Source organism: Pseudomonas sp. CFBP2511, from assembly GCF_030209255.1.
Lineage (GTDB): Bacteria > Pseudomonadota > Gammaproteobacteria > Pseudomonadales > Pseudomonadaceae > Aquipseudomonas > Aquipseudomonas avellanae.
The window spans coordinates 36,418-63,417 of sequence record NZ_JARVSI010000003.1 but is presented as its reverse complement, the minus strand read 5'-3'; the positions used below and the strand labels follow the sequence as shown (position 1 = coordinate 63,417).

Below are 27,000 nucleotides of genomic sequence, written 5' to 3'. Positions count from 1 at the left end.
AGTTACAGACGCATCGGCATGACAACGTAGGCGGAATCGTCGTTATCCGACTCTTGCACCAGAGCGCTGCTGTTGGAGTCAGACAGAATCAGGCGAACCTGTTCGGTGGTCATGACGCTCAGCACGTCGAGCAAGTAGCTCACGTTGAAACCGATCTCCAACGCCTCACCGTTGTACTCGACGCCGATTTCTTCTTCTGCTTCTTCCTGCTCAGGATTGTTGGCCTGAATTTTCAGTTGGCCGTTAGCCAGTTGCAGACGAATGCCACGGTACTTCTCGTTGGACAGAATCGCGGTGCGGCTGAACGCTTCACGCAGGGACTGACGATCGCCCAATACCAGCTTGTCGCCACCCTTGGGCAACACACGCTCGTAATCCGGGAACTTGCCATCGACCAGTTTCGAGGTGAAGGTAAATTCGCCGGTGGTGGCGCGGATGTGATGCTGACCCAGCACGATGCTGACCATGCCGTCCTGCTCGGTCAGCAAACGCGCCATCTCCAGAATACCTTTACGAGGCACGATGACCTGATGACGGTCGGCGTGTTCGATATCGGCTGACATCGAGCACATTGCCAGACGGTGGCCATCGGTAGCCACTGCACGCAAGATTCCGGCACTGACTTCAAGCAGCATGCCGTTAAGGTAATAGCGAACATCCTGCTGAGCCATCGCAAAGCTGGTGCGCTCGATCAGGCGACGCAGTTTGCTTTGCACCAGATTGAACGTCAGCGAGCCGGGGCCTTCTTCCACCGTCGGGAAATCGTTGGCAGGCAGCGTGGACAACGTGAACCGGCTGCGACCTGCCTTCACGATCAGTTTCGAGTCATCAAGCTTGATATCGATCAGCGCATCATTGGGCAGGCTTTTGCAGATGTCCATGAGCTTGCGCGCAGGAACGGTGATTTCCCCAGGTTCGGCAGGCTCTTCCAGCTGAACACGGCCAACCAGCTCGACTTCCAGGTCAGTACCGGTCAGCGACAGCTGCTGGCCTTGCACGACCAGAAGCACATTGGAAAGAACCGGCAAGGTCTGGCGGCGTTCTACCACGCCGGCGACCAATTGCAGGGGTTTCAACAGGGCTTCGCGTTGAATGGTGAAATGCATGGTCTAGTCCCTTGCCTTGATAAGCTGCACTGGCTTCATCACGTAGTCAGAGTGCGCAGCAGGTTCTTGTAGTCCTCACGGATATCCGCGTCGGATTCCTTGAGTTCGTTGATCTTCCGGCACGCGTGCAGAACAGTCGTATGGTCCCGGCCACCAAACACATCGCCGATTTCCGGCAGGCTGTGGTTGGTGAGTTCCTTGGAAAGTGCCATGGCCACTTGACGCGGTCGGGCTACGGAACGGGAACGACGCTTGGACAGCAGGTCGGAGATCTTGATCTTGTAGTACTCGGCCACGGTTCGCTGAATGTTATCCACACTCACCAGCTTGTCTTGCAACGCCAGCAAATCTTTCAGCGACTCGCGAATCAGCTCGATGGTGATATCGCGACCCATGAAGTGCGAGTGGGCAATGACACGCTTGAGCGCGCCCTCAAGCTCACGGACGTTGGAACGAATACGCTGGGCGATGAAAAACGCCGCATCGTGAGGCAGATCGACCTTGGCCTGATCTGCTTTCTTCATGAGGATCGCTACGCGTGTCTCAAGCTCCGGTGGCTCGACCGCAACGGTCAGCCCCCAGCCGAAGCGGGACTTGAGTCGCTCTTCCAGGCCTTCGATTTCCTTTGGATAGCGGTCGCTGGTCAGAATGACCTGTTGTCCACCTTCCAGCAGCGCGTTGAACGTGTGGAAAAACTCTTCCTGTGAACGTTCCTTGCGAGCGAAAAACTGAATGTCATCGATCAGCAACGCATCAACCGAGCGGTAGAACCGCTTGAACTCGTTGATTGCATTGAGCTGCAAGGCCTTGACCATGTCCGCGACAAAGCGCTCCGAATGCAGGTAGACAACCTTGGCGTTCGGGTTCTTCTTCAGAAGATGATTACCCACAGCGTGCATCAAGTGAGTTTTACCAAGACCCACGCCGCCATAAAGGAACAGCGGGTTGTAGCCGTGCTTGGGGTTGTCGGCAACCTGCCAGGCGGCAGCGCGTGCCAGCTGGTTGGATTTACCCTCGACGAAATTCTCGAAGGTGAATGTGCGGTTCAGGTAACTGGTGTGCTTGAGCGCACCTTCGACCTGCACCGTACGTTGCTCGGCACGGGCCGGCGCCTGCTGCGAGCTGGCGCCTGCCATCGGATCGAAGCTGTCGCGTGACGGCTCGTCGTGAGTGGCGACGTTATGCACAGGCACAGGCGCTGCAACCATCGGTGCAGGAACGGCCATGGCCGGTGCAGACGCTGAAACGCTGCTGACCGAATTGGCAGACAACGCCTGGGACGCTGCAGCAGCCAATGGCGCATTCGGTGCGGCACGCGGCGCTGAGCTGCGCTTGCTTCCTATTAATAAGGAAAGAGCGGGCGCCATGCCTTGACCACGTTCGCCGAGAAGCTCAAGCAAACGGCCGAGGTATTTTTCATTGACCCAATCGAGAACAAAGCGGTTGGGTGCGTACACACGCAACTCGTCGCCTTCGGCTTCGACCTGTAGCGGACGGATCCAAGTGTTGAATTGCTGGGCCGGCAGCTCGTCGCGCAAAAGCTCCACGCACTGCTGCCAAAGTTCCACTGACACGGATATCCCCTGAGTTGAAAGCCGGTGAGGCAAAAACAGCCGCCATTGTAACGATCCGAGGACGACTTATCCACATGTAGGTTGCTCACAGATAGCTATAAATCAACGATTTATCGATTGGCCACACGACAAACGGTCGCGCCACGAGCTCTGTGGATAACCTGACTTCAGCCCATTGCATAACTCAGGGTTAAACCCTGTGCACAACTCGCCTGTGGATAAAACCGCATTCCATGCACAGCTTTTCCGAGGGTGCGGCACAGGCAGAGCACCGTTTCTCGACAACCTTTCTGATCTCTGTACACATTGAATATCAAGGGCTGTAGACAGTTATCCACAGAAAGCTGCTGCGTAAGAGTTATAAGCTTTATAAAAAAGCTTTAAATACTCTCTTTCTTTTTATTTCTATAACTGACGCAAGCCGTCGGCTCAAAAGCGCGGTTCAAGGATGAATGGCCTGTAAAAGACGTATATGAAGAAAAGCTGGTTGGAAATTGACCTAAGGGCGCGCTTTCTCTAGAATCCCCGGTCTCTTAAAACGGGGGCCATTCCGGCCCGTAGTGGACGAACCAGGTAACACGCCATGAAACGTACTTTCCAACCCAGCACTATCAAGCGCGCCCGCACCCACGGTTTCCGTGCACGTATGGCCACCAAAAACGGCCGCGCCGTCCTTTCGCGTCGTCGTGCCAAAGGCCGTAAGCGTCTGGCAGTTTGATAAATCGGCACAGGAGGTGAGTCGAGACTTCAGTCGGGAAAAGCGTTTGCTGACTCCCCGGCATTTCAAGGCAGTCTTTGACTCCCCTACCGGTAAGGTTCCGGGGAAAAATCTCCTGCTCCTTGCGCGCAACAACGACCTTGATCATCCCCGTCTGGGGCTTGTGATAGGTAAAAAGAGCGTGAAGCTCTCCGTCGAGCGCAATCGTTTGAAACGCCTGATGCGCGAATCATTTCGCCAACACCAAGACAGTTTGGTCGGTTGGGATATCGTTATCGTCGCGCGTAAAGGTTTGGGTGACGTAGAAAACCCTGAACTGATTCAGCATTTCGGCAAGCTCTGGAAGCGTCTGGCGCGTAGCCGACCCACTCCGGAAGAAAAGTCCGAACCTGCAGGGGTAGACAGTACCGATGCGTAAACTGGCACTCGTTCCGATCCAGTTTTATCGCTATGCCATTAGCCCGCTGATGGCCAGTCACTGTCGTTTCTACCCCAGTTGCTCCTGCTACGCGTATGAAGCCATCGATAATCATGGCCTTTTGCGCGGCGGCTGGCTGTCAATTCGTCGCCTGGGTCGCTGTCACCCGTGGAATCCCGGTGGTTATGACCCGGTTCCAGCTGTCCCCACCTCCCGTTCTTCTTCGATGGCCGAGTAATCATGGATATTAAACGCACGATCCTGATCGTTGCCCTGGCAATCGTGACCTACGTCGGGGTCCTGAAATGGAACCAAGACTATGGTCAGGCTGCCATGCCAACCCAGAATGTTGCAGCCAGCAACACCGCACCGGGTATTCCGGATACGGCTGCTGGTAATAATGGTTCTGCAAGTGCCGACGTTCCGAGCGCTACTGGCAATACTACCAGTGCAGCGCCTCTTGAAACTCCGGCCGTAGCCAGCAAAGACCTCATCCACGTCAAGACCGACGTGCTTGATCTGGCGATTGATCCGGTAGGTGGTGACGTCGTTCAGCTTCGTTTGCCTCTGTACCCGCGTCGTCAGGATCGTCCTGACGTGCCTTTCCAGCTGTTCGATAACGGCGGCGAGCGTACTTTTCTCGCACAGAGCGGCCTGACCGGGACCAATGGTCCTGATGCTCGCGCCTCCGGTCGTCCGGTTTATTCCTCCGCGCAAAAGAGTTATCAACTGGCTGATGGCCAGGACTCGATGGTCGTGGAGCTGAAATTCTCGGAAAACGGCGTCAACTACATCAAGCGCTTCACATTCAAGCGCGGTCTGTACGACCTGGTCATGACTTACGTTGTGGATAACCAGAGCGCGCAACCCTGGGCCGGTAATCTGTTCGCGCAATTGAAGCGTGATGCCAGCTCCGATCCTTCGTCGACCACTGCAACCGGCACAGCCACCTACCTGGGTGCTGCGCTCTGGACTGCGGCCGAGCCGTACAAAAAAGTGTCGATGAAAGATATCGACAAGGGCCAGATCAAGGAAAACGTGCAGGGCGGCTGGGTTGCATGGCTGCAGCACTACTTCGTGACGGCGTGGATTCCTGATCACAACGTGACCAACGCCGTTCAGACCCGCAAAGACAGCCAAGGTAACTACATCATTGGTTTCACCAGCCCGACACTGTCGGTTGCGCCAGGCGCACAAGGCGAAACCACTGCCACGTTGTACGCAGGTCCGAAAAGCCAGGCGGTGCTCAAAGAGTTATCCCCAGGTCTGGAGCTGACAGTCGATTACGGTTTCCTGTGGTTCATTGCCCAGCCTATCTTCTGGCTGCTGCAACACATCCACGCGATTCTGGGCAACTGGGGCTGGTCGATCATCGTCCTGACCATGTTGATCAAAGGCCTGTTCTTCCCGCTGTCCGCAGCCAGCTACAAGTCGATGGCACGCATGCGCGCCGTGGCTCCAAAGCTTGCAGTGCTGAAGGAACAACATGGCGATGATCGTCAGAAGATGTCCCAGGCAATGATGGAGCTGTACAAGAAAGAGAAGATCAACCCACTGGGTGGATGCTTGCCGATTCTTGTACAAATGCCGGTTTTCCTCTCGCTGTACTGGGTACTCCTGGAAAGCGTGGAAATGCGTCAGGCGCCGTGGATCCTGTGGATAACTGATCTGTCGATCAAAGACCCGTTCTTTATCCTGCCGATCATCATGGGCGCGACCATGTTCATCCAGCAGCGTTTGAACCCGACTCCGCCGGACCCGATGCAGGCCAAGGTCATGAAAATGATGCCGATCATTTTCACGTTCTTCTTCCTGTGGTTCCCTGCCGGTCTGGTTCTGTACTGGGTTGTGAACAACACCCTGTCGATCGCACAGCAGGCGTACATCACTCGCAAGATCGAAGCAGCTACCAAGAAAGCAGCTGCCTGATCTAACCTGTGAACACGCTATACAAAACGCCCCCTAGTGGGGCGTTTTGCTATCCGTCATTTGTCCTGGAGCCGGACCATGAACGTTCCTCGTGAAACCATCGCCGCCATCGCTACCGCCCAGGGGCGCGGTGGTGTCGGTATTGTCCGTGTGTCGGGGCCTTTGGCCGGCAAAACCGCGCAAGCCATTACCGGTCGAATGCCCAAGCCACGATTCGCGCACTACGGCCCTTTTGCCGACGAGTCGGGGCAGGTGCTCGATGAAGGCATTGCGTTGTATTTCCCCGGGCCAAACTCGTTCACCGGCGAGGACGTGCTGGAGCTTCAGGGTCATGGTGGGCCCATCGTTCTGGATATGCTGCTGCAACGCTGCCTGCAACTGGGCAGCCGCCTGGCGCGTCCGGGTGAATTCAGCGAACGTGCGTTCCTCAATGACAAGCTCGATCTTGCCCAGGCCGAGGCCATTGCTGACCTGATCGAGGCGAGTTCTGCACAGGCAGCGCGCAATGCGCTGCGCTCGTTGCAGGGTGTTTTTTCGCAGCGTGTGGATAACTTGACCGAGAAATTGATCAGCCTGCGTATCTACGTCGAAGCCGCCATCGACTTTCCAGAGGAAGAAATCGACTTTCTCGCCGACGGCCATGTGCTGGGTATGCTCGACGATGTGCGTGCCGAGTTATCCACAGTGCTGCGAGAAGCAGGACAGGGTGCGTTGCTGCGTGACGGCATGACGGTGGTGATCGCCGGTCGTCCCAATGCGGGCAAGTCCAGCTTGCTGAACGCTCTGGCGGGCAGAGAAGCGGCCATCGTTACCGAGATTGCCGGCACGACTCGCGATGTATTGCGTGAACATATCCACATAGACGGAATGCCCTTGCACGTCGTGGACACTGCTGGTTTGCGCGACACTCAGGACCAGGTTGAAATGATCGGCGTGCAGCGTGCACTCAAGGCTATAGGTGAAGCTGACCGGATCCTGCTGGTGGTGGACGCAACCGCCCCGGAAGCTGCAGATCCGTTCGCCTTGTGGCCGGAATTCCTGGAGCAGCGTCCGGACCCTGCGAAGGTCACTCTGATCCGTAACAAGGCTGATTTGAGTGGCGACAGCATTGCCCTGCAAACAAGCGCCGATGGCCATGTCACGATCAGCCTCAGCGCCAGGTCAGGAGGAGAGGGGCTTGAGCTGCTGCGTGAGCATCTGAAGGCCTGCATGGGCTATGAGCAGACATCGGAAAGCAGCTTTAGCGCGCGTCGGCGCCACCTTGAGGCGCTGCGCCACGCCAGTGACTCGCTGGAGCACGGCAGGGCGCAATTGACCCTGGCTGGCGCTGGAGAGCTGTTGGCCGAAGACCTGCGCCAGGCGCAACAGGCGCTTGGCGAGATTACCGGGGCATTCAGTTCCGATGACCTGCTCGGCAGAATCTTTTCCAGCTTCTGTATCGGCAAATAATAGCCACCTGACGAAGGTATGACCGCTCCGGTCATACCTCCCTGCCTGGCACAACCTTCTTTTAGCTACGCCCTTCCTCACCCGATGCAACAGACCACTGCTTTTCAGCTCGGGTTTTGATTTTTGTCGCACGAAAATCTTCATCGAGTGGATTTCTTGCGCCTCTTTTTTGCTCACCAGGCAATTTTTTGTGGATTAAGCCCTGTGAATAACTGCCCCTCAGCTCGGTGGGTAAGCAGGGTGCAAACCTGAAGATAAACCAGCCTGTGGACAAGTGGCCATTTTATCAACAGGCTCAAGACGGTTATCCCAACCCCTCATACCCACATGAACACAGAGTTTTGAATCCCTGTACATAACGTAAATAAAGGCCTGTAGCGTTCTATCCACAGAAACTGTGCTCAGTAAGAATAAACATAAAAATAAGGCTTTATAAACTTTCTTTCCTTTTTATTTTCTTTATTCGCGAGTTTTCCACAGCTGGTTAAATTTTGTCCAACGGGTTTCATTCAGGTGAGGTAAGTCCCTATACTTGTCAGCTATCCCAATTTCTCATCGACAACAGGCACGAGGTGCGTGGTGGATTTCCCTTCCCGTTTTGAAGTGATCGTCATCGGTGGCGGTCATGCCGGTACCGAGGCCGCACTGGCGTCGGCACGCATGGGTGTCAAAACCCTGCTGTTGACGCACAACGTGGAAACCCTGGGCCAGATGAGCTGCAACCCGGCCATCGGTGGCATCGGCAAAAGCCATCTGGTCAAGGAAATCGACGCCTTGGGCGGCGCAATGGCAATGGCTACCGACAAGGGCGGTATACAGTTTCGTGTCTTGAACAGCCGCAAAGGCCCTGCGGTACGGGCAACCCGTGCTCAGGCAGACCGGGTGCTGTACAAAGCCGCCATTCGCGAGATCCTCGAAAATCAGCCGAACCTGTGGATATTTCAGCAGGCCTGCGATGACCTCATCGTCGAACAGGATCAGGTGCGTGGTGTAGTGACCCAGATGGGCCTGCGCATCCTTGCCGACTCCGTGGTGTTGACCACCGGAACGTTCCTCGGTGGACTTATCCACATCGGGATGCAGAATTATTCAGGGGGCCGTGCAGGCGATCCACCGTCGATCGCGCTGGCTCAACGGTTACGTGAACTGCCACTGCGTGTAGGACGACTGAAAACAGGAACTCCGCCTCGTATCGACGGGCGTTCTGTCGATTTTTCGGTCATGACCGAGCAACCAGGTGATACGCCTATTCCGGTCATGTCGTTCCTGGGCTCCAAAGAGCAGCACCCGGCGCAGGTCAGTTGCTGGATTACCCACACCAACGCCCGGACTCACGAAATCATCGCGTCCAACCTGGATCGATCGCCCATGTATTCCGGTGTGATCGAAGGTATCGGTCCGCGCTATTGCCCGTCGATCGAAGACAAGATTCATCGCTTCGCCGACAAGGAAAGCCATCAGGTTTTCATCGAGCCAGAAGGCCTGACCACCCACGAGCTGTATCCGAACGGGATATCCACCTCGTTGCCGTTCGACGTGCAGTTGCAGATCGTACGTTCGATTCGTGGCATGGAAAACGCACATATCGTCCGCCCCGGTTACGCTATCGAATACGATTATTTCGACCCGCGTGATCTGAAATACAGCCTGGAAACCAAGGTCATCGGCGGGTTGTTCTTTGCCGGTCAGATCAACGGCACAACTGGTTACGAAGAAGCGGGAGCCCAGGGTTTGCTGGCTGGAACCAACGCTGCCCTTCGGGCGCAAGGCCGAGACAGCTGGTGCCCGCGTCGTGATGAAGCGTACATCGGCGTGCTGGTTGACGATCTGATCACGCTCGGCACGCAAGAGCCCTACCGGATGTTTACGTCCCGGGCCGAATACCGTCTGATCCTGCGCGAAGACAACGCCGATCTGCGCCTGACCGAAAAAGGTCGCGAGCTGGGCCTGGTCGACGATGCGCGCTGGGCAGCGTTCTGCACCAAGCGCGAAAGCATCGAGCTGGAAGAGCAACGGCTGAAAAGTACCTGGGTTCGCCCCGGTACCGAGCAGGGTGATGCGATATCCGCCCACTTCGGCACGCCGCTGACCCACGAATACAATTTGCTCAATCTGCTGACCCGTCCGGAAATCGATTACAACAGCCTGATTGCCCTCACAGGTCAGGGCTGCAATGATCCGCTGGTCGCAGAGCAGGTCGAGATCAAGACAAAATACGCTGGTTACATTGATCGGCAGCAGGAAGAAATTGCCCGCTTGCGCGCCAGCGAAGACACACGTCTGCCCGAAGACATCGACTACACCGGTATTTCTGGCCTATCGAAAGAAATCCAGAGCAAGCTGGGGATAACTCGTCCGGAAACACTCGGCCAGGCTTCGCGCATTCCTGGCGTCACGCCAGCCGCTATTTCCCTGTTGATGATTCATTTGAAAAAACGCGGCGCGGGCCGTCAGTTGGAGCAAAGCGCTTGAGTTCTATGGTCACCCCGCAACACGCCCAAGAGTTATCCACAGGTGCCCGTGAATTGGGCATTGACCTCAGCGAGGCCCAGCACGAGCAATTGCTGGCGTATCTGGCGCTGTTGATCAAGTGGAACAAGGCTTACAACCTGACCGCTGTACGCAATCCGGACGAAATGGTCTCGAGACATCTGCTCGACAGTCTCAGCGTTGTGCCATTCATCGAAGGTACGCGCTGGATGGATGTAGGCAGCGGCGGCGGGATGCCTGGTATTCCTATGGCCATCCTGTTTCCTGAACGAAATATTTCGCTGCTGGACAGCAACGGCAAGAAGACCCGGTTTCAGACACAGGTCAAACTGGAGCTGAAACTGGACAATCTTGAAGTTATCCACAGCCGTGCAGAAAATTATCAGCCTGATGTGCCGTTCGACGGGATCATTTCCAGGGCGTTCAGCAGCCTCGAAGACTTTGCTGGCTGGACGCGCCACATGGGCGACGTCAATACGCGCTGGTTGGCAATGAAAGGGCTGCATCCTGCTGATGAGCTGGTAGCATTGCCCTCGGATTTTCACCTCGATAGCGCACAAGCCTTGACCGTTCCGGGTTGCCAAGGCCAACGCCATCTGCTGATACTGCGCCGCACGGCATGATTGGGAACACAAGCAAGAATGGCTAAGGTATTCGCGATAGCGAACCAGAAAGGTGGGGTAGGCAAGACCACCACATGCATCAACCTCGCCGCGTCGCTGGTTGCGACCAAGCGCCGTGTGCTGTTGATCGATCTCGATCCCCAGGGCAATGCGACCATGGGCAGCGGTGTGGATAAACACACGCTGGAAAACTCGGTCTACGACCTGTTGATCGGTGAATGCGATCTGGGCGAGGCCATGCAGTTCTCCGAACACGGTGGCTACCAACTGCTTCCGGCCAACCGCGACCTGACTGCAGGCGAAGTGGTGCTGCTGGAAATGCAGATGAAAGAGAGCCGTCTGCGCAATGCGCTGGCGCCGATCCGGGAAAATTACGATTACATTCTGATCGACTGTCCACCTTCGCTGTCGATGCTGACACTGAACGCGCTGGTTGCCGCCGACGGCGTGATCATCCCCATGCAGTGCGAGTATTTTGCGCTGGAAGGTCTCAGCGACCTTGTGGATAACATCAAGCGCATCGGTGAACTGCTCAATCCTCAGTTGAAGATCGAAGGCCTGTTGCGCACTATGTACGACCCGCGTCTGAGCCTGATCAACGACGTTTCGGCGCAGCTTCAGGAGCACTTCGGCGAACAGCTGTACGACACCGTGATCCCCAGAAACATCAGGCTGGCCGAGGCGCCGAGTTTCGGCATGCCTGTGCTGGCGTATGACAAATCGTCTCGCGGTGCGCTGGCCTATCTGGCCCTGGCAAGCGAGCTGGTTCGTCGTCAACGTCGCGGCGCAAAAAGCGCTCAGCCAACCTAAGGAATTTCCATGGCCGTCAAGAAACGAGGTCTCGGACGTGGGTTGGACGCACTTCTGAGCAGTCCAACCGTCAGTTCGCTGGAAGAGCAGGCCGTCAAGGCACCACCCAGCGAGTTGCAACATGTGCCGCTGGACCTGATCCAGCGCGGCAAGTATCAGCCGCGTCGTGACATGGACCCGCAAGCGCTTGAAGAGCTCGCGCAGTCGATCAAGTCGCAGGGTGTGATGCAGCCGATCGTGGTTCGTCCGATCGGCAACAACCGTTTTGAAATCATCGCCGGCGAACGTCGCTGGCGCGCCAGCCAGCAGGCTGGCGTCGAGACCATCCCGGCGATGGTTCGTGACGTACCGGACGAAACTGCCATTGCGATGGCGCTGATCGAAAACATTCAGCGTGAAGACCTCAACCCCATCGAAGAAGCCATGGCGTTGCAGCGTTTGCAGCAGGAGTTTCAGCTGACCCAGCAGCAAGTGGCGGATGCCGTTGGCAAATCGCGGGTCAGCGTGGCCAACCTGTTGCGCCTGATCGCACTGCCCGAGGCCATCAAGACCATGTTGTCGCATGGCGACCTGGAAATGGGTCATGCCCGTGCATTGCTCGGCCTGGGTGAAGATCGGCAGGTCGAAGGTGCGCGACACGTTGTCGCACGCGGGTTGACCGTACGCCAGACCGAAGCACTGGTCAGGCAATGGCTGAGCGGCAAGCCCGAGGCGGCAGAACCGGCCAAGGCCGACCCGGACATCAGCCGGCTCGAGCAGCGTCTGGCCGAGCGTCTGGGCTCTGCAGTGCAGATTCGCCATGGTCAGAAGGGCAAGGGTCAATTGGTCATCCGTTACAACTCGCTGGATGAGCTGCAAGGAGTGCTCGCTCACATCCGCTGAAACAATTGCTCTGTAGCGTGTAGTCGGAAATCACTACCCGCCTGTTGAATAGGGGCTGAACCGCCCCTATACTCTGCGCGCATTTTGTCGGCACAAATTATGCCAAGTTATTGATTATGGCGACCGACATCAGAGGAGCAGTTGCGATGGAATCCCGCATGCCAGACCGCTTGCCGTTCTATCGCCTGGCGGTTTTTCCGTTATTGCTGGCTCAATTGATCGTCCTGCTCATCGCCGCGTTGGTGCTGTGGCAGTGGCAAGGAGTCGTAGCGGGATACTCGGGACTCTGCGGAGGCCTGATAGCGTGGCTACCCAATTTATACTTTGCCCACAAGGCATTCCGGTTTTCCGGGGCCCGGGCAGCGCAAGCCATCGTGCGGTCGTTCTACGCCGGCGAGGCTGGCAAACTGATTTTCACGGCAGTGCTTTTTGCATTGACGTTCGCAGGTGTGAAGCCATTGGCGCCGCTGGCTGTATTCGGCGTGTTCATGTTGATCCAGGTGGTCAACTGGTTCGCTCCCCTGCTTACGAGAACAAGACTTTCGAGACCTTAGGGCGTTTGAGGCAACCATGGCAGAGCAAACAGCTTCGGGCTATATCCAGCACCACTTGCAGAACCTTACATTCGGGCACCTGCCCAATGGCGATTGGGGCTTTGCCCACACCGCAGCAGAAGCCAAGGAAATGGGTTTCTGGGCCTTCCACGTCGATACACTCGGCTGGTCGGTTGCGTTGGGTCTGATTTTCGTTCTGATCTTCCGCATGGCGGCCAAGAAGGCAACTTCCGGTCAGCCAGGCGCCCTGCAGAACTTCGTTGAAGTTCTGGTCGAGTTCGTCGACGGCAGCGTGAAAGACAGTTTCCACGGTCGTAGCGCGGTCATCGCGCCACTGGCTCTGACCATCTTCGTCTGGGTTTTCCTGATGAACGCGGTCGATCTGGTACCGGTGGACTGGATTCCACAACTGGCGATGATGATCTCGGGCGACGAGCACATTCCGTTCCGCGCCGTACCGACCACCGACCCGAATGCGACGCTGGGCATGGCCCTGTCGGTGTTCGCGCTGATCATTTTCTACAGCATCAAGGTCAAGGGCATTGGCGGCTTCATCGGCGAACTGACCCTTCACCCGTTCGGCAGCAAGAACATCTTCGTTCAGGCACTGCTGATCCCGGTCAACTTCCTGCTCGAATTCGTCACGCTGATCGCCAAGCCGATTTCTCTGGCTCTGCGTCTGTTCGGCAACATGTATGCTGGCGAGCTGGTCTTCATTCTGATCGCCGTGATGTTCGGCAGCGGTCTGTTGTGGCTCAGCGGCCTGGGTATTGTTCTGCAGTGGGCGTGGGCTGTGTTCCACATCCTGATCATCACCCTGCAGGCGTTTATCTTCATGATGCTGACCATCGTCTACCTGTCGATGGCGCACGAAGACAACCATTGAGATTCGTCTCACGACGTGTCTGATGACCGTCTCGCCATCGGCGAGGCGGTGCCCGCAAGGGCTGATGTAGAAACGATTTTGTTTTACCGCTTCAATTAAAAAAACCTAACCAATACGACGTAAAAGTCGGGAGGAAAGATGGAAACTGTAGTTGGTCTAACCGCTATCGCTGTTGCACTGTTGATCGGCCTGGGCGCACTGGGTACTGCAATCGGTTTCGGCCTGTTGGGCGGCAAGTTCCTGGAAGGCGCTGCGCGTCAACCGGAAATGGTCCCAATGCTGCAAGTCAAAATGTTCATCGTTGCGGGCCTGCTCGACGCCGTGACCATGATCGGTGTCGGTATCGCTCTGTTCTTCACCTTTGCGAACCCCTTCGTTGGTCAACTCGCTGGCTGATCACTCGAATTTTCGAGTTGATTGGTGTGATGGACAACGAACGAGCGAGGTGTTGGCGTGAACATTAATGCAACCCTGATTGGTCAGTCCGTTGCGTTCTTCATCTTTGTGCTGTTCTGCATGAAGTACGTGTGGCCTCCGGTCATCGCTGCTTTGCACGAACGTCAGAAGAAGATCGCGGATGGACTGGACGCTGCTTCCCGAGCAGCTCGCGACCTGGAGCTGGCCCAAGATAAAGTGGGTCAACAACTGCGCGAAGCTAAGGCTCAAGCAGCCGAGATCATTGAGCAAGCCAAGAAGCGCGGAACTCAGATTGTCGACGAGGCCCGTGAAACGGCACGCGTTGAAGCTGACCGTGTGAAGGCTCAGGCTCAGGCCGAGATCGAGCAGGAACTGAACGGTGTCAAAGACGCCTTGCGCGCCCAGTTGGGTAGCCTGGCAGTCAATGGCGCAGAGAAGATTCTGGGCGCCACAATCGATCAAAACGCGCACGCGGAGCTGGTTAACAAACTGGCTGCTGAAATTTAAGCGAGGGCGATCATGGCAGAACTGACCACGTTGGCCCGACCTTACGCGAAGGCGGCCTTCGAGCATGCGCAGGCCCACCAGCAACTGGCCAATTGGTCAGCCATGCTCGGCCTGGCTGCTGCAGTGTCGCAAGACGACACCATGCAGCGCATGCTCAAGGCCCCGCGACTGACGAGCGCACAAAAGGCCACCACTTTTATTGAAGTGTGTGGCGAAAAGTTCGATGCCAAGGCACAGAATTTCATTCACGTCGTTGCTGAAAACGACCGTCTCCCGCTTCTGCCGGAGATCGCCGAACTGTTCGACCTGTACAAGGCCGAGCAGGAAAAATCGGTCGATGTGGATGTCACCAGTGCTTTTGCATTGAACCAAGAACAGCAAGACAAACTCGCCAAGGTTCTCAGTGCACGGCTCGGCCGGGAAGTGCGCCTGCATGCTGCGGAGGATGCCTCTCTTATAGGGGGTGTCGTAATCCGCGCCGGCGACCTGGTTATCGATGGCTCAGTTCGCGGCAAAATCGCGAAACTAGCCGAAGCATTGAAATCTTGAGTTTGAAGGGGCAGCAGAGCAATGCAGCAACTCAATCCTTCCGAAATAAGTGAAATCATCAAGGGTCGCATCGACAAGCTCGATGTAACCTCCCAAGCCCGTAACGAAGGCACAGTCGTCAGCGTGTCTGACGGTATCGTGCGGATTCACGGTCTGGCCGACGTAATGTACGGCGAGATGATCGAGTTTCCGGGCGGCGTCTACGGTATGGCGCTGAACCTTGAGCAAGACTCCGTAGGTGCCGTTGTACTGGGCGCTTACACGACTCTGGCTGAAGGCATGAGCGCCAAGTGCACTGGCCGCATCCTCGAGGTTCCGGTGGGTAAGGAACTGCTGGGTCGCGTTGTCGATGCACTGGGTAACCCTGTTGACGGCAAAGGTCCGCTGAACAACACCGAGACCGATGCGGTCGAGAAAGTTGCTCCAGGCGTGATCTGGCGTAAGTCGGTAGACCAGCCTGTACAGACTGGCTACAAGGCTGTCGATGCCATGATTCCTGTCGGCCGTGGCCAGCGTGAGCTGATCATCGGTGACCGTCAGATCGGTAAAACCGCTCTGGCCATCGACGCAATCATCAACCAGAAGAACAGCGGCATCTTCTGCGTCTACGTAGCAATCGGTCAGAAGCAATCGACCATCGCCAACGTTGTTCGCAAGCTCGAAGAAAACGGCGCACTGGCTAACACCATCGTCGTGGCTGCAAGTGCTTCCGAATCCGCTGCGCTGCAATTCCTTGCACCGTACTCGGGTTGCACCATGGGTGAATTCTTCCGCGACCGCGGTGAAGACGCGCTGATCGTTTATGACGATCTGTCCAAGCAAGCAGTGGCTTACCGCCAGATTTCCCTGCTGCTGCGCCGTCCACCAGGCCGTGAAGCTTACCCAGGCGACGTGTTCTATCTCCACTCCCGTCTGCTGGAGCGCGCATCGCGTGTTTCCGAAGAGTACGTAGAGAAGTTCACCAACGGCGCAGTGACCGGCAAAACCGGCTCCCTGACCGCGCTGCCGATCATCGAAACCCAGGCTGGCGACGTTTCCGCGTTCGTTCCGACCAACGTGATTTCCATCACCGACGGTCAGATCTTCCTGGAATCGGCCATGTTCAACTCCGGCATCCGTCCGGCTGTGAACGCCGGTGTTTCGGTATCCCGTGTGGGTGGTGCCGCTCAGACCAAGATCATCAAGAAGCTTTCCGGTGGTATCCGTACCGCTCTGGCTCAGTACCGTGAACTGGCGGCATTCGCCCAGTTCGCTTCTGACCTGGACGAGGCGACCCGCAAGCAACTTGAGCATGGTCAGCGCGTTACCGAGCTGATGAAGCAGAAGCAATACGCACCAATGTCGATCGCTGACATGGCGCTGTCGCTGTATGCCGCTGAGCGTGGGTTCCTGACTGACGTCGAAATCGCCAAGATCGGCAGCTTTGAACAAGCGCTGATTGCTTACTTCAACCGCGATCACGCCGATTTGATGGCCAAGATCAACGTTAAGGGTGACTTCAATGACGAAATCGACGCTGGCATGAAAGCCGGTATCGAGAAGTTCAAGGCCACCCAAACCTGGTAAGCCGCAGCGGGGGCCGCAAGGCTCCCGCTTGCTAACCTGATAGGTGTTACATGGCAGGCGCAAAAGAGATTCGCAGCAAGATTGCGAGCATCAAAAGCACGCAAAAGATCACCAGCGCCATGGAAAAAGTGGCGGTCAGCAAAATGCGCAAGGCTCAAATGCGTATGGCTGCTAGCCGTCCTTACGCGGAGCGCATTCGTCAGGTGATTGGTCATCTGGCAAACGCCAACCCGGAGTATCGCCACCCGTTCATGATCGAGCGCCCTTTGAAGCGTGTCGGTTATGTCGTAGTGAGCAGTGACCGTGGTCTGTGTGGTGGCTTGAATACCAACCTGTTCAAGACTCTGGTCAAGGACATGGCGGTGAACCGTGAAAACGGTGTAGAGATCGATCTGTGCGTGGTCGGCAGCAAAGGTGCGGCATTTTTCCGCAACTTCGGCGGTAACGTCGTCGCTGCGATCAGCCACCTGGGCGAAGAGCCGTCGATCAACGACTTGATCGGCAGCGTCAAGGTGATGCTGGATGCCTACCTGGATGGCCGTATTGATCGCCTGTCCGTGGTATCCAACAAGTTCATCAACACCATGACCCAGCAACCCACCGTGGAGCAATTGATTCCGCTGGTGGCAACCCCGGATCAAGGGCTCAAGCACCACTGGGACTATCTCTACGAACCCGACGCCAAAGAGCTGCTTGACGGCCTGATGGTTCGCTACGTGGAATCGCAGGTGTACCAGGCGGTGGTCGAGAACAACGCAGCTGAACAAGCAGCGCGGATGATCGCGATGAAGAACGCCACAGACAACGCCGGTGATTTGATCAGTGATTTGCAGCTGATCTACAACAAGGCGCGTCAGGCAGCGATCACCCAAGAGATCTCGGAAATCGTCGGCGGCGCTGCCGCGGTTTAACGGTTCAAATATTAGAGGAACCAGCTAATGAGTAGCGGACGTATCGTTCAAATCATCGGCGCCGTGATCGACGTGGAATTCCCACGCGATAGCGTACCGAGTATCTACAACGCGCTGGAAGTCAAAAGCGCGGCAGGAACCACCCTGGAAGTTCAGCAGCAGCTGGGCGACGGCGTGGTTCGTACCATTGCGATGGGCTCCACCGAGGGCTTGAAGCGTGGTCTGGAAGTAACAGACTCTGGCGCAGCCATCTCCGTACCGGTCGGTAAAGCGACGCTGGGCCGGATCATGGACGTGCTGGGCAACCCGATCGACGAAGCTGGCCCGATTGCCACCGAAGAGCGCTGGGGCATTCACCGTCCTGCACCGTCCTTCGCTGAGCAAGCTGGCGGCAACGACCTTCTGGAAACCGGCATCAAGGTTATCGACCTGGTCTGCCCGTTCGCCAAAGGCGGTAAAGTCGGTCTGTTCGGTGGTGCCGGTGTCGGCAAGACCGTAAACATGATGGAACTGATCCGTAACATCGCCATCGAGCACAGCGGTTATTCCGTGTTCGCCGGTGTGGGTGAGCGTACTCGTGAGGGTAACGACTTCTACCACGAGATGAAGGACTCCAACGTTCTGGACAAAGTGGCACTGGTTTACGGTCAGATGAACGAGCCGCCGGGTAACCGTCTGCGCGTAGCACTGACCGGCCTGACCATGGCCGAGAAGTTCCGTGACGAAGGTAACGACGTTCTGCTGTTCGTCGACAACATCTATCGTTACACCCTGGCCGGTACTGAAGTATCCGCACTGCTGGGCCGTATGCCTTCCGCAGTAGGTTACCAGCCGACCCTGGCTGAAGAGATGGGCACTCTGCAAGAGCGCATCACTTCCACCAAGAATGGTTCGATCACCTCGATCCAGGCCGTATACGTACCCGCGGACGACTTGACTGACCCGTCGCCAGCGACCACGTTTGCCCACTTGGACGCCACCGTCGTTCTGTCCCGTGATATCGCTTCCCTGGGTATTTACCCGGCGGTAGATCCACTGGATTCGACTTCGCGCCAGCTGGACCCGAACGTCATTGGCCAGGAACACTACGACACCGCTCGCGGCGTTCAGTACGTGTTGCAGCGTTACAAAGAGCTGAAAGACATTATCGCGATCCTGGGTATGGACGAGCTGTCGGAGACCGACAAACAGTTGGTTAACCGTGCTCGTAAGATCCAGCGCTTCCTGTCCCAGCCTTTCTTCGTGGCAGAAGTCTTCACCGGTGCTTCGGGTAAATACGTTTCCCTGAAAGACACCATTGCTGGCTTCAAAGGCATCCTCAACGGTGACTACGACCACCTGCCAGAACAAGCGTTCTACATGGTCGGCGGCATCGAAGAAGCGATCGAGAAAGCCAAGAAACTGTAATCCCGGCGCCCGGCAACGGGCGCTAATTAGGTTGAGGCAAGCAAATGGCTATGACAGTCCATTGCGACATCGTCAGCGCGGAAGGGGAAATCTTCTCCGGTCTGGTCGAGATGGTGATTGCGCACGGCAACCTGGGTGATATCGGTATCGCTCCAGGCCACGCGCCGCTGATCACTGATCTGAAGCCGGGCCCGATCCGCTTGATCAAGCAGGGTGGGGAAGCGGAGGTGTTCTACATCTCCGGTGGTTTCCTTGAGGTTCAGCCGAACATGGTCAAGGTGCTTGCCGACACTGTGCAACGTGCTGCCGACCTGGACGAAGCTTCTGCTCAGGCCGCTGTCAAGGCTGCCGAGAAAGCCCTGAACGAAAAAGGCGCGGATTTCGATTACGGATCTGCAACTGCTCGTCTGGCCGAGGCTGCAGCTCAGCTGCGCACCGTTCAGCAAATTCGCAAGAAGTTTGGCGGCTAACCCGCTGACTCCTGTGCGCGATTGAGAAAAAGGGTAGCTTCGGCTACCCTTTTTCTTTTTTCAGATATCCTTTTCCACGTCAGCCTGCCTACGGTACCGGTTGCCGCTCAGTTGGTAGTCCTATCATGTCTCTCGATATCGTTATTCTCGCTGCTGGCCAAGGTACCCGGATGCGTTCGGCACTGCCCAAGGTTCTACATCCAGTGGCAGGCAATTCCATGCTCGGCCATGTTATCCACAGCGCGCGTCAGTTATCCCCAGTTGGCATCCATGTGGTGATTGGCCACGGCGCGGATGCTGTGCGTGAACAGCTTGCGGCCGACGACCTGAATTTCGTGATGCAGGATAAACAGCTGGGCACAGGCCATGCGGTTGCTCAGGCATTGCCTGCGCTGACGGCTGAAACCGTATTGATTCTGTACGGCGATGTACCGCTGATCGAAGTGGAAACCCTTCAGCGTCTGCTCAAGCGGGTGACACCCGAGCAACTCGGCTTGTTGACCGTGAAGCTGGATGACCCCACCGGCTACGGTCGTATCGTTCGTGACGATCAGCATCGCGTTTGCGCTATCGTCGAGCACAAAGATGCCACTGATGCGCAGAAGGCAATCACCGAAGGCAACACCGGGATTCTCGCGGTGCCTGCCTCCCATTTGCAGGACTGGCTCGGGCGCCTCTCCAACAACAACGCCCAAGGCGAGTATTACCTGACCGATGTCATCGCGATGGCGGTCAATGACGGCCTCGTGGTTGCGACTGAACAGCCACACGACGCAATGGAAGTGCAGGGAGCCAATGATCGCAAGCAGCTCTCGGAACTGGAGCGTCATTATCAACTGCGCGAGGCACGCCGTCTGATGGCGGCAGGCGTCACCTTGCGTGACCCGTCGCGATTCGATGTGCGCGGTGAGGTCAGTGTCGGGCGGGATGTGCTGATCGACATCAACGTGATCCTCGAAGGCAAGGTGATCATTGAAGACGACGTGGTGATCGGCCCTAACTGCGTTATCAAGGACAGCACCTTGCGCAAGGGTGTGGTCGTCAAAGCCAACAGCCATATCGACGGCGCACTATTGGGCGAGTGCAGCGATGCCGGCCCGTTCGCACGCTTGCGGCCTGGCAGTGTGCTGGGTGCCAGGGCGCATGTGGGTAACTTTGTCGAGCTCAAGAATGCGAACCTCGGCGAGGGTGCCAAGGTCGGCCACCTGACGTACCTGGGCGACGCCGAAGTTGGCGCACGCACCAATATCGGTGCCGGCACCATCACCTGTAACTACGATGGTGCCAACAAGCACAAGACCACGTTGGGTGCAGACGTCTTCATCGGTTCCAACAACTCTCTGGTTGCGCCTGTGGATATCCTGGACGGTGCGACGACTGCAGCCGGTTCGACCATCACGCAGAATGTACCTGCTGAACAACTCGGCGTGGCCCGCGCCCGCCAACGCAACATCGAAGGCTGGAAGCGGCCGGTTAAAATCAGGAAAGACTGAGTTATCCACAGCCCGGAAAAAATGATGCCCTGTGGGAGCGGACTCGTCCGCGAAAGCCATCTCACGTCCTGGAATCTTTGTGAATAGCTTTCGCGGACAAGTCCGCTCCCACAAAAATGCATTCCGGATCGGTCCAACTGGCCTATGCATACTTCTGAGAGCGGATCACTGGAACGTTAGTTACGAGAATCTCGTTCCTCATGCTCCAGTGGGAGTGCCTTGCATTACACTCTGCTCCACAATTGCTGCACACAAAGTAGCGGCAGGGAGCCAATAAAAGTGTCCTGCCAAACCCTCTGGCCTTGACCAATCCGCAAAAATAGGTTTTGATTGCCTTCGTTATCTTTCGAAACGAAACATAAGGCAGTCATGACGAAGCGCAATACACCACAACGCCGCCACAACATCCTTGCCTTGCTCAACGAGCAGGGTGAAGTGAGTGTCGATGATCTGGCCAGGCGCTTTGAAACTTCCGAAGTTACGATCCGAAAGGATCTGGCGGCACTGGAAACCAATGGCCTGCTATTACGCCGCTATGGTGGTGCGATTCCTTTGCCCCACGAGTTGATCAGTGAAAGCAGTCAGCCGGTGTCCCGCTATAAACAGGCCATCGCTCGCGCTGCCGTTTCAAGGATTCGTGAGCACGCCAGGATCATCGTCGACAGCGGCAGCACTACTGCTGCGTTGATTCCTGAACTGGGCCAGCAACCCGGCCTGGTGGTCATGACCAACTCCCTGCACGTCGCCCGCGCACTCACCGACCTGGAGCACGAGCCAGTGCTGTTGATGACCGGTGGGACGTGGGACCCGCATTCCGAGTCGTTTCAGGGACAGGTCGCCGAGCAGGTATTGCGCTCATACGATTTCGATCAGTTGTTCATCGGTGCCGACGGCATCGATCTGATTCGTGGCACCACCACGTTCAATGAGCTGCTGGGCTTGAGCCGGGTCATGGCTGAAGTCGCCCGGGAAGTCGTGGTCATGGTCGAAGCCGACAAGGTCGGCCGCAAGATCCCCAATCTGGAACTGCCCTGGAGCAGTATCCATACCCTTATTACTGATGATCGCCTGCCCGTTGAAGCGCGCGATCAGATACAGGCCCGTGGCATCAATCTCATTTGTGCCGCTGTCAGTTAGGAGAGAACCATGTGTGGAATCGTCGGCGCCGTTGCTGAACGTAATATCACGGCCATTTTGCTCGAAGGCCTCAAGCGCCTTGAATATCGCGGCTATGACAGCGCAGGCGTGGCTGTCTTCACTAACGAAGGCGTTCTTGAGCGCCGTCGTCGCTCCGGCAAGGTCAGCGAGCTGGAACAGGCGCTGGCCGGCGAGCCACTGATTGGCCGTCTGGGCATTGCTCACACCCGCTGGGCCACGCATGGCGCACCGTGCGAGCGTAATGCACACCCACACTTTTCGGCCGACGAGCTGGCAGTTGTCCACAACGGCATCATCGAAAACCACGAGGCCCTGCGCGAACAGCTCAAGAGCCTGGGTTATGTATTCGCTTCCGATACCGACACCGAAGTCATCGTTCACCTGCTGCACCACAAACTCAAGGACACGCCTGATCTGGCGGTTGCCCTGAAGTCTGCCGTGAAAGAACTTCACGGTGCCTACGGCCTTGCGGTGATCAACGCCGCACAGCCTGATCGCCTGCTGGCCGCCCGCAGTGGCAGCCCGCTGGTGATCGGCGTTGGCATGGGCGAAAACTTCCTGGCCTCCGATCAACTGGCGCTGCGTCAGGTGACCGACCGTTTCATGTACCTGGAAGAAGGCGACATCGCCGAGATCCGTCGCGACAGCGTGCAGATCTGGACTGTTGACGGCCTGCCGGTTGAACGTGAAGTGGTGCAGTACCACGAAGGTGCAGAAGCCGCCGACAAAGGCGAATATCGCCACTTCATGCTCAAGGAAATCCACGAGCAACCTAAAGTCGTGCAGCGCACCCTTGAAGGTCGTCTGGGCCAGCATCAGGTGTTGGTCCACGCATTTGGTCCACAGGCAGCCGAGCTGTTCGCCAAAGTGCGTAACGTTCAGATCGTGGCGTGTGGCACCAGCTATCACGCCGGCATGGTCGCGCGTTACTGGCTTGAAGGCATCGCTGGCATACCTTGCCAGGTAGAAGTGGCCAGCGAGTTCCGCTACCGCAAGGTTGTGGTTCAGCCGGATACCCTGTTCGTCTCCATCTCGCAATCAGGCGAAACCGCTGACACGCTGGCCGCGCTGCGCAATGCCAAAGAGTTGGGCTTTCTGGCCAGCTTGGCAATCTGCAACGTTGGCATCAGCTCGCTGGTGCGGGAATCCGACCTGACCCTGCTCACCCAGGCCGGCCCGGAAATCGGCGTGGCATCCACCAAGGCCTTCACCACGCAACTGGTCGCCTTGCTGCTGCTGACTCTATCACTGGGCCAGGTCAAAGGCTCGTTGGAGGAGGGCGTCGAAGCACAACTGGTCGAAGAACTGCGTCGCCTGCCCACTCGTCTGGGTGAAGCCCTGGCAATGGACGGCACCATCGAGAAAGTCGCCGAGCTGTTCGCTGAGAAACACCACACCCTGTTCCTCGGGCGCGGCGCGCAATTCCCGGTGGCCATGGAAGGCGCGCTCAAGCTCAAAGAGATTTCCTACATCCACGCCGAAGCCTACCCGGCTGGCGAACTCAAACACGGCCCGCTGGCATTGGTCGACGCCGACATGCCGGTTGTCACCGTCGCGCCGAACAACGAGCTGCTGGAAAAACTCAAATCCAACCTGCAGGAAGTCCGCGCGCGCGGTGGCGAGTTGATCGTATTCGCTGACGAGCAAGCCGGCATGAAAAACGGCGAAGGCACCCACGTCATCGCCATGCCGCACATCATCGATGCGCTGGCACCGATTCTGTACACCATTCCGTTGCAGCTGCTTTCGTATTACGTGGCGGTGTTGAAGGGGACGGACGTTGATCAGCCGCGGAATCTGGCGAAGTCGGTGACGGTGGAGTGAGTTATCCACAGGGTGTGGTTTTTACTGGTTTCAAAAAATAGAGGTCTTCATATGCTCTGCCCCAGTCGTTTATCGGGGCAGAATGAATAACGTTGGCACGATGCATCGCCGGTCTCTAACGCCCGCTCGCCAAATCCCGATCCCGGGAAGTCAGCTCTGCTTGCCAAGTCCAACAACGGCGAAGCGTCTGGAGCGCGCGTAGGACAGTCCTGGCTCACTATGCCTTGAGGTGCCGGGCTTCAGATTCGGGAATTTTCTTACCTGTCGATGCCCGGATTCGTAATTCAGCCTTCGCTATTCATTGCCCGCCATCATCCCACGGCTCGTAGCGCCAACCTGTTGGTTGCCAGATGAACTGGTGCGTCAATTCCAAGGCCTGCAGAAAATCAGGATCGTGAGCACTCACTATGAGCGCGCCTTTGAATTGTCCGAGCAACTGCTCGACTGCTTCCAGGGCCGCGATGTCGAGATGGTTGTTCACTTCGTCGAGCAGCAACAGTTGCGTCTGTTCGGGGCCGCCTGCCAGCCAGGCGAGCGTTGCGCGCAGGCGCTCGCCACCACTGAGCCGACCGAATGGCGTAGCCATCTGCCGAGCGTCGAGCCCGGCGTTGGCGAAGACCTGGCGAAAGCGGCCCTCCTCGACAGTGCCCAGCTCATTGCGTAGCACCTGCTCGATACTGTGCTCGGGGTCGAAGGTTTGAGCGTGCTGGTCGATCAGGTGAGTGCGTAAGATATGCCGGGTGATGCCGCTGGCGGGCGCCAGTTGCCCGGCTATCACCTTCAGCAGGGTTGATTTTCCGCAGCCGTTCGGCCCGATCACCGCGACTCGCATCGGGCCGTGCAGGGTGAGATCGATGAAGCGGCTCTCGGGTGGGCCGTAGGGGAGCTCGCAGTGTTCGAGCGTGACCACTTGGGTCGCGTTGGCGACCAGGCCGGTCGGGGCGAGCAGTTGGCTTGGGCGTACCGGCTCGACGTTCGCATTGGCTTGGTCGACCCGCTCTCGCGCCATTTGGCTCAGACGCGCCTGCTGGATGCGCTGATGGCCGCTGTGCTGCTCGGCGCGCTCTGCCTGCGCATTGGCGACGATGGCCGGGGTGCCTGTGGCACGCGCCACCTTACGACCATGACTGGCACTTTGCACTTCGCGCTGGCGGGCCATGGTGATCTGCTGCTCGACGCTGTCGCGTGCCGCGCGTGCCCTGACCAGTGCAGCCTGTGCGTTGTCCTGCTCGGCCTGGCGCTGCTCGCGATAGTTGTTGTAGCCGCCGCTGTATTGAACCAGCGCGTCGCTGCGAAGCTCGAGGATACGATCGGCATGTTCCAGCAGCGCCCGGTCGTGGGAGATGACAATGCGGGTTTCCTTGCCTTGGCGCAGCTCTTTGCTCAACTGCTCGCGGGCCTGGCGATCCAGATGGTTGGTGGGCTCGTCGAGTATCAATACCCGCGCGCCGCCGAGGCGCAGACCGGCGAGCATCAGGCGTACAGTCTCGCCTCCGCTCAAGGCCTCGCTCGCCCGATCAAGCGGCAGATGGGCCAGGCCCAGGCGCGTCAGACAGGCGTGGATATCGCCCGGCAGGTTCCAGCGGTCGTCGATCAGGTCGAACAGCGCTGGGTCGCAGGCGCCCGCCTCGACCTCTGCCAAGGCCTGCAAAGCGTTATGTACCCCCAGCAGGTCGGCAACGGTCCCGTCGATAGGCCCGAGCCATTGCGGCAAATAACCGACACGGCCAGCACACTGGACGCTGCCTTCGCTCGCGCTCAGGCGACCCGCCATGATCTGCGCCAACATCGATTTGCCGCTGCCGTTGGGCCCGACGATGCCGGTGAACTGCCTGGAGAACGTTGCGTTGAGCCCCGAGAACAGCGGCCTGCCGTCTGGCAGGCGCAAGGTCAGGTCTTTGATGATCAAGGTGGCGTTGTCGCTACTCATCTCGATCTCTTCCCAAAACCAGGATGACCCAGCTCAGGGCCAGCGCAGCCACGCTCAACGAGGCCAGCGGCAGATTGCCCCAGACGCCGATTATCCCGCCGAGCAACGCCGTGACGGCTGCGGCGCCGGCAGCCAGTGAAGCGGCGATGCCCAGCACCGTGCCACGCAGGCTTGACTGCTCGCATGCCAAGGCATGCCCGATCAAGGCAGTGTAGGCCACCCCATAGGCGATCGCGGCAAGCGCACCGAAAACCAGGGCAAGCGAGTTGTCGAGCGTGGCCGCTAGCAATGCGCAGCTTACCACCAGCACGGGGATGGCAGCGCGCGCGATCTGTGGCACTGGATACCGGGTTTGCAAGGCTCCGGCCACCCAGAGGAAGGCGATGCACATGCCGATCCCGACCACTGTTAACAGTAGGCTGATGCTGCCTACGGTCTGGCTCTGGCGTGCGAGCATCCAGGGCAAGTACTGGTAAAAGAGATTCCAGCCGATTTGCAGCCAGAGCAGCGCAAACAATGGTCTGCGCGTGGCTGGCGAGGTGAAGCCGTTCAAGACCTGTCTGATCAGCGATGGGCCCATTGTTGCAGCCGGAGCTGGGGTTGAGGGCAGCAAGAAGGCCATCAACAGGCACAGCACGCTGAGGGTCAGCGCGATCTGCAAGGGCAGGAGCAGGCTTGCTCCCGGTGTATGAGCTGCTAGCAGGATGCCCGTGAGCGCGGGACCGGGGAAAAACCCCGCAGTCATGGCAAACATTACCCAGCCAATGCGTTTCATTGCGCTGTCGGGGGTCTGGACCAGCATGGCCTGTGCTACCGGAACGCTACCGGCGAAGGTGCCTCCCAGCAAGCGGCCGGCGATCAGCAAGCCCACGCTGCCCAGGCTCACCGCCCAAGTGCTCAGGGCATACCCGGCGACAGATCCGGCCACCGCAAGCAGAAGCGTTGGGCGCCGCCCGATGCGTTCAGAAAGCGCACCCAGCAGAGGCGCGCCCACCATCATCGCAAAGGCGTAGCCTGCCAACAGCAAGGCGTAGAGCCAGGCGGTGCGAGCGGCAGTAGGTGCGCTGCCGAAAACCACCCCCGCAGGGTCGCCCGGGTCGAGCAGCATCGGTAGCATCGGCAGCAGCAATGCCGTGCCCAGGCCGTCGATGAAAATTATCATCAGCAGGATCAAGGGCGCGGCCTTGGTAGTGGCGTGTGTCTGCGAGAGAACGGCGGTCATGGCTGGCTCCTTGCAAAAAAGGTGCGAGTGGGCATGGTGTCAGGTGCGGCAATCCGAGTCATTCACCGTAGGTCCTCAGGTAGCGGCCATCGAGAAAGCGTTGGCTC

The 27,000-nt window shown here is 57.7% G+C and carries 25 protein-coding genes; 21 read left to right on the top strand and 4 right to left on the bottom strand.

Annotated elements, in window-relative coordinates:
* Window positions 1-2: 2 nt before the first annotated feature.
* On the bottom strand, window positions 3-1,106 hold the full coding sequence (gene dnaN / locus QRN38_RS02575; protein WP_005768226.1) for a DNA polymerase III subunit beta: 1,104 nt from the start codon (window positions 1,104-1,106) through the stop codon (window positions 3-5).
* A 38-nt stretch (window positions 1,107-1,144) separates the two neighbouring features.
* On the bottom strand, window positions 1,145-2,680 hold the full coding sequence (dnaA, locus tag QRN38_RS02570; RefSeq protein WP_010210352.1) for a chromosomal replication initiator protein DnaA: 1,536 nt from the start codon (window positions 2,678-2,680) through the stop codon (window positions 1,145-1,147).
* Between the two features lie 583 nt (window positions 2,681-3,263).
* Here dnaA and rpmH point away from each other — a divergent pair.
* The 21 genes from rpmH to glmS all read left to right on the top strand — a co-directional run bounded on the left by rpmH (window position 3,264) and on the right by glmS (window position 23,741).
* Window positions 3,264-3,398, top strand: coding sequence for a 50S ribosomal protein L34 (gene rpmH, locus QRN38_RS02565; RefSeq protein WP_002551315.1), 135 nt, complete (start codon window positions 3,264-3,266; stop codon window positions 3,396-3,398).
* Window positions 3,399-3,414: 16 nt separating this feature from the next.
* The gene (gene rnpA / locus QRN38_RS02560) at window positions 3,415-3,816 is read left to right on the top strand and encodes a ribonuclease P protein component (protein WP_005768230.1); all 402 of its coding nucleotides are present in this window, start codon (window positions 3,415-3,417) and stop codon (window positions 3,814-3,816) included.
* On the top strand, window positions 3,809-4,054 hold the full coding sequence (yidD, locus tag QRN38_RS02555; protein WP_003377879.1) for a membrane protein insertion efficiency factor YidD: 246 nt from the start codon (window positions 3,809-3,811) through the stop codon (window positions 4,052-4,054). Before rnpA ends, yidD begins: the two co-directional genes overlap by 8 nt.
* Window positions 4,055-4,056: 2 nt before the next feature.
* Window positions 4,057-5,745 (top strand): membrane protein insertase YidC, encoded by a 1,689-nt coding sequence (gene yidC, locus QRN38_RS02550; protein WP_005738535.1) that lies wholly within the window; start codon window positions 4,057-4,059, stop codon window positions 5,743-5,745.
* A 78-nt stretch (window positions 5,746-5,823) separates the two neighbouring features.
* Window positions 5,824-7,194 (top strand): tRNA uridine-5-carboxymethylaminomethyl(34) synthesis GTPase MnmE, encoded by a 1,371-nt coding sequence (gene mnmE / locus QRN38_RS02545; RefSeq protein ID WP_007244945.1) that lies wholly within the window; start codon window positions 5,824-5,826, stop codon window positions 7,192-7,194.
* A 579-nt stretch (window positions 7,195-7,773) separates the two neighbouring features.
* Window positions 7,774-9,666, top strand: coding sequence for a tRNA uridine-5-carboxymethylaminomethyl(34) synthesis enzyme MnmG (gene mnmG, locus QRN38_RS02540; protein ID WP_057417698.1), 1,893 nt, complete (start codon window positions 7,774-7,776; stop codon window positions 9,664-9,666).
* Complete coding sequence (gene rsmG, locus QRN38_RS02535; protein WP_003377883.1) at window positions 9,663-10,307, top strand: 16S rRNA (guanine(527)-N(7))-methyltransferase RsmG; 645 nt, start codon at window positions 9,663-9,665, stop codon at window positions 10,305-10,307. Before mnmG ends, rsmG begins: the two co-directional genes overlap by 4 nt.
* Window positions 10,308-10,325: 18 nt before the next feature.
* Window positions 10,326-11,117: a ParA family protein gene (locus QRN38_RS02530; RefSeq protein WP_003377884.1), complete on the top strand. Its 792-nt coding sequence runs from the start codon at window positions 10,326-10,328 to the stop codon at window positions 11,115-11,117.
* A gap of 9 nt (window positions 11,118-11,126) precedes the next feature.
* Window positions 11,127-11,999 carry a ParB/RepB/Spo0J family partition protein gene (locus QRN38_RS02525; protein ID WP_003377885.1) on the top strand — a complete coding sequence of 291 codons (873 nt, stop codon included), beginning with the start codon at window positions 11,127-11,129 and terminating at the stop codon, window positions 11,997-11,999.
* Window positions 12,000-12,145: 146 nt separating this feature from the next.
* Window positions 12,146-12,553 (top strand): F0F1 ATP synthase subunit I, encoded by a 408-nt coding sequence (locus QRN38_RS02520; RefSeq protein ID WP_003377886.1) that lies wholly within the window; start codon window positions 12,146-12,148, stop codon window positions 12,551-12,553.
* Window positions 12,554-12,569: 16 nt separating this feature from the next.
* Entirely contained in the window at window positions 12,570-13,439 is an 870-nt protein-coding gene (atpB, locus tag QRN38_RS02515; protein WP_003377888.1) for a F0F1 ATP synthase subunit A, read from the top strand.
* Window positions 13,440-13,577: 138 nt separating this feature from the next.
* Window positions 13,578-13,835 (top strand): F0F1 ATP synthase subunit C, encoded by a 258-nt coding sequence (atpE, locus tag QRN38_RS02510; RefSeq protein WP_002555987.1) that lies wholly within the window; start codon window positions 13,578-13,580, stop codon window positions 13,833-13,835.
* A gap of 57 nt (window positions 13,836-13,892) precedes the next feature.
* Window positions 13,893-14,363 carry a F0F1 ATP synthase subunit B gene (locus QRN38_RS02505; RefSeq protein WP_005613564.1) on the top strand — a complete coding sequence of 157 codons (471 nt, stop codon included), beginning with the start codon at window positions 13,893-13,895 and terminating at the stop codon, window positions 14,361-14,363.
* A gap of 12 nt (window positions 14,364-14,375) precedes the next feature.
* Window positions 14,376-14,912 carry a F0F1 ATP synthase subunit delta gene (locus QRN38_RS02500; RefSeq protein WP_003315956.1) on the top strand — a complete coding sequence of 179 codons (537 nt, stop codon included), beginning with the start codon at window positions 14,376-14,378 and terminating at the stop codon, window positions 14,910-14,912.
* 21 nt (window positions 14,913-14,933) lie between these two features.
* Window positions 14,934-16,478, top strand: a complete 1,545-nt coding sequence (gene atpA / locus QRN38_RS02495; RefSeq protein ID WP_003377895.1) for a F0F1 ATP synthase subunit alpha — start codon at window positions 14,934-14,936, stop codon at window positions 16,476-16,478.
* A 50-nt stretch (window positions 16,479-16,528) separates the two neighbouring features.
* On the top strand, window positions 16,529-17,389 hold the full coding sequence (gene atpG, locus QRN38_RS02490; RefSeq protein ID WP_003377897.1) for a F0F1 ATP synthase subunit gamma: 861 nt from the start codon (window positions 16,529-16,531) through the stop codon (window positions 17,387-17,389).
* Window positions 17,390-17,416: 27 nt separating this feature from the next.
* A complete protein-coding gene (atpD, locus tag QRN38_RS02485) occupies window positions 17,417-18,796 on the top strand; it encodes a F0F1 ATP synthase subunit beta (RefSeq protein ID WP_003377898.1) in 1,380 nt (459 codons plus the stop codon).
* Window positions 18,797-18,840: 44 nt separating this feature from the next.
* Window positions 18,841-19,266, top strand: a complete 426-nt coding sequence (locus QRN38_RS02480) for a F0F1 ATP synthase subunit epsilon (RefSeq protein ID WP_004882435.1) — start codon at window positions 18,841-18,843, stop codon at window positions 19,264-19,266.
* A 125-nt stretch (window positions 19,267-19,391) separates the two neighbouring features.
* Entirely contained in the window at window positions 19,392-20,759 is a 1,368-nt protein-coding gene (gene glmU / locus QRN38_RS02475) for a bifunctional UDP-N-acetylglucosamine diphosphorylase/glucosamine-1-phosphate N-acetyltransferase GlmU (protein WP_024667331.1), read from the top strand.
* Window positions 20,760-21,128: 369 nt separating this feature from the next.
* Window positions 21,129-21,896 (top strand): DeoR/GlpR family DNA-binding transcription regulator, encoded by a 768-nt coding sequence (locus QRN38_RS02470; protein ID WP_005768245.1) that lies wholly within the window; start codon window positions 21,129-21,131, stop codon window positions 21,894-21,896.
* 9 nt (window positions 21,897-21,905) lie between these two features.
* A complete protein-coding gene (gene glmS, locus QRN38_RS02465) occupies window positions 21,906-23,741 on the top strand; it encodes a glutamine--fructose-6-phosphate transaminase (isomerizing) (protein ID WP_057417684.1) in 1,836 nt (611 codons plus the stop codon).
* Between the two features lie 298 nt (window positions 23,742-24,039).
* On the opposite strand, the gene QRN38_RS02460 is transcribed toward glmS, so the two are convergent.
* Together QRN38_RS02460 and QRN38_RS02455 are read right to left on the bottom strand one after the other, a co-directional pair.
* Window positions 24,040-25,671, bottom strand: a complete 1,632-nt coding sequence (locus tag QRN38_RS02460) for an ATP-binding cassette domain-containing protein (RefSeq protein ID WP_057417685.1) — start codon at window positions 25,669-25,671, stop codon at window positions 24,040-24,042.
* Window positions 25,664-26,893: an MFS transporter gene (locus QRN38_RS02455; protein ID WP_285362362.1), complete on the bottom strand. Its 1,230-nt coding sequence runs from the start codon at window positions 26,891-26,893 to the stop codon at window positions 25,664-25,666. Before QRN38_RS02455 ends, QRN38_RS02460 begins: the two co-directional genes overlap by 8 nt.
* Window positions 26,894-27,000 lie beyond the last annotated feature (107 nt).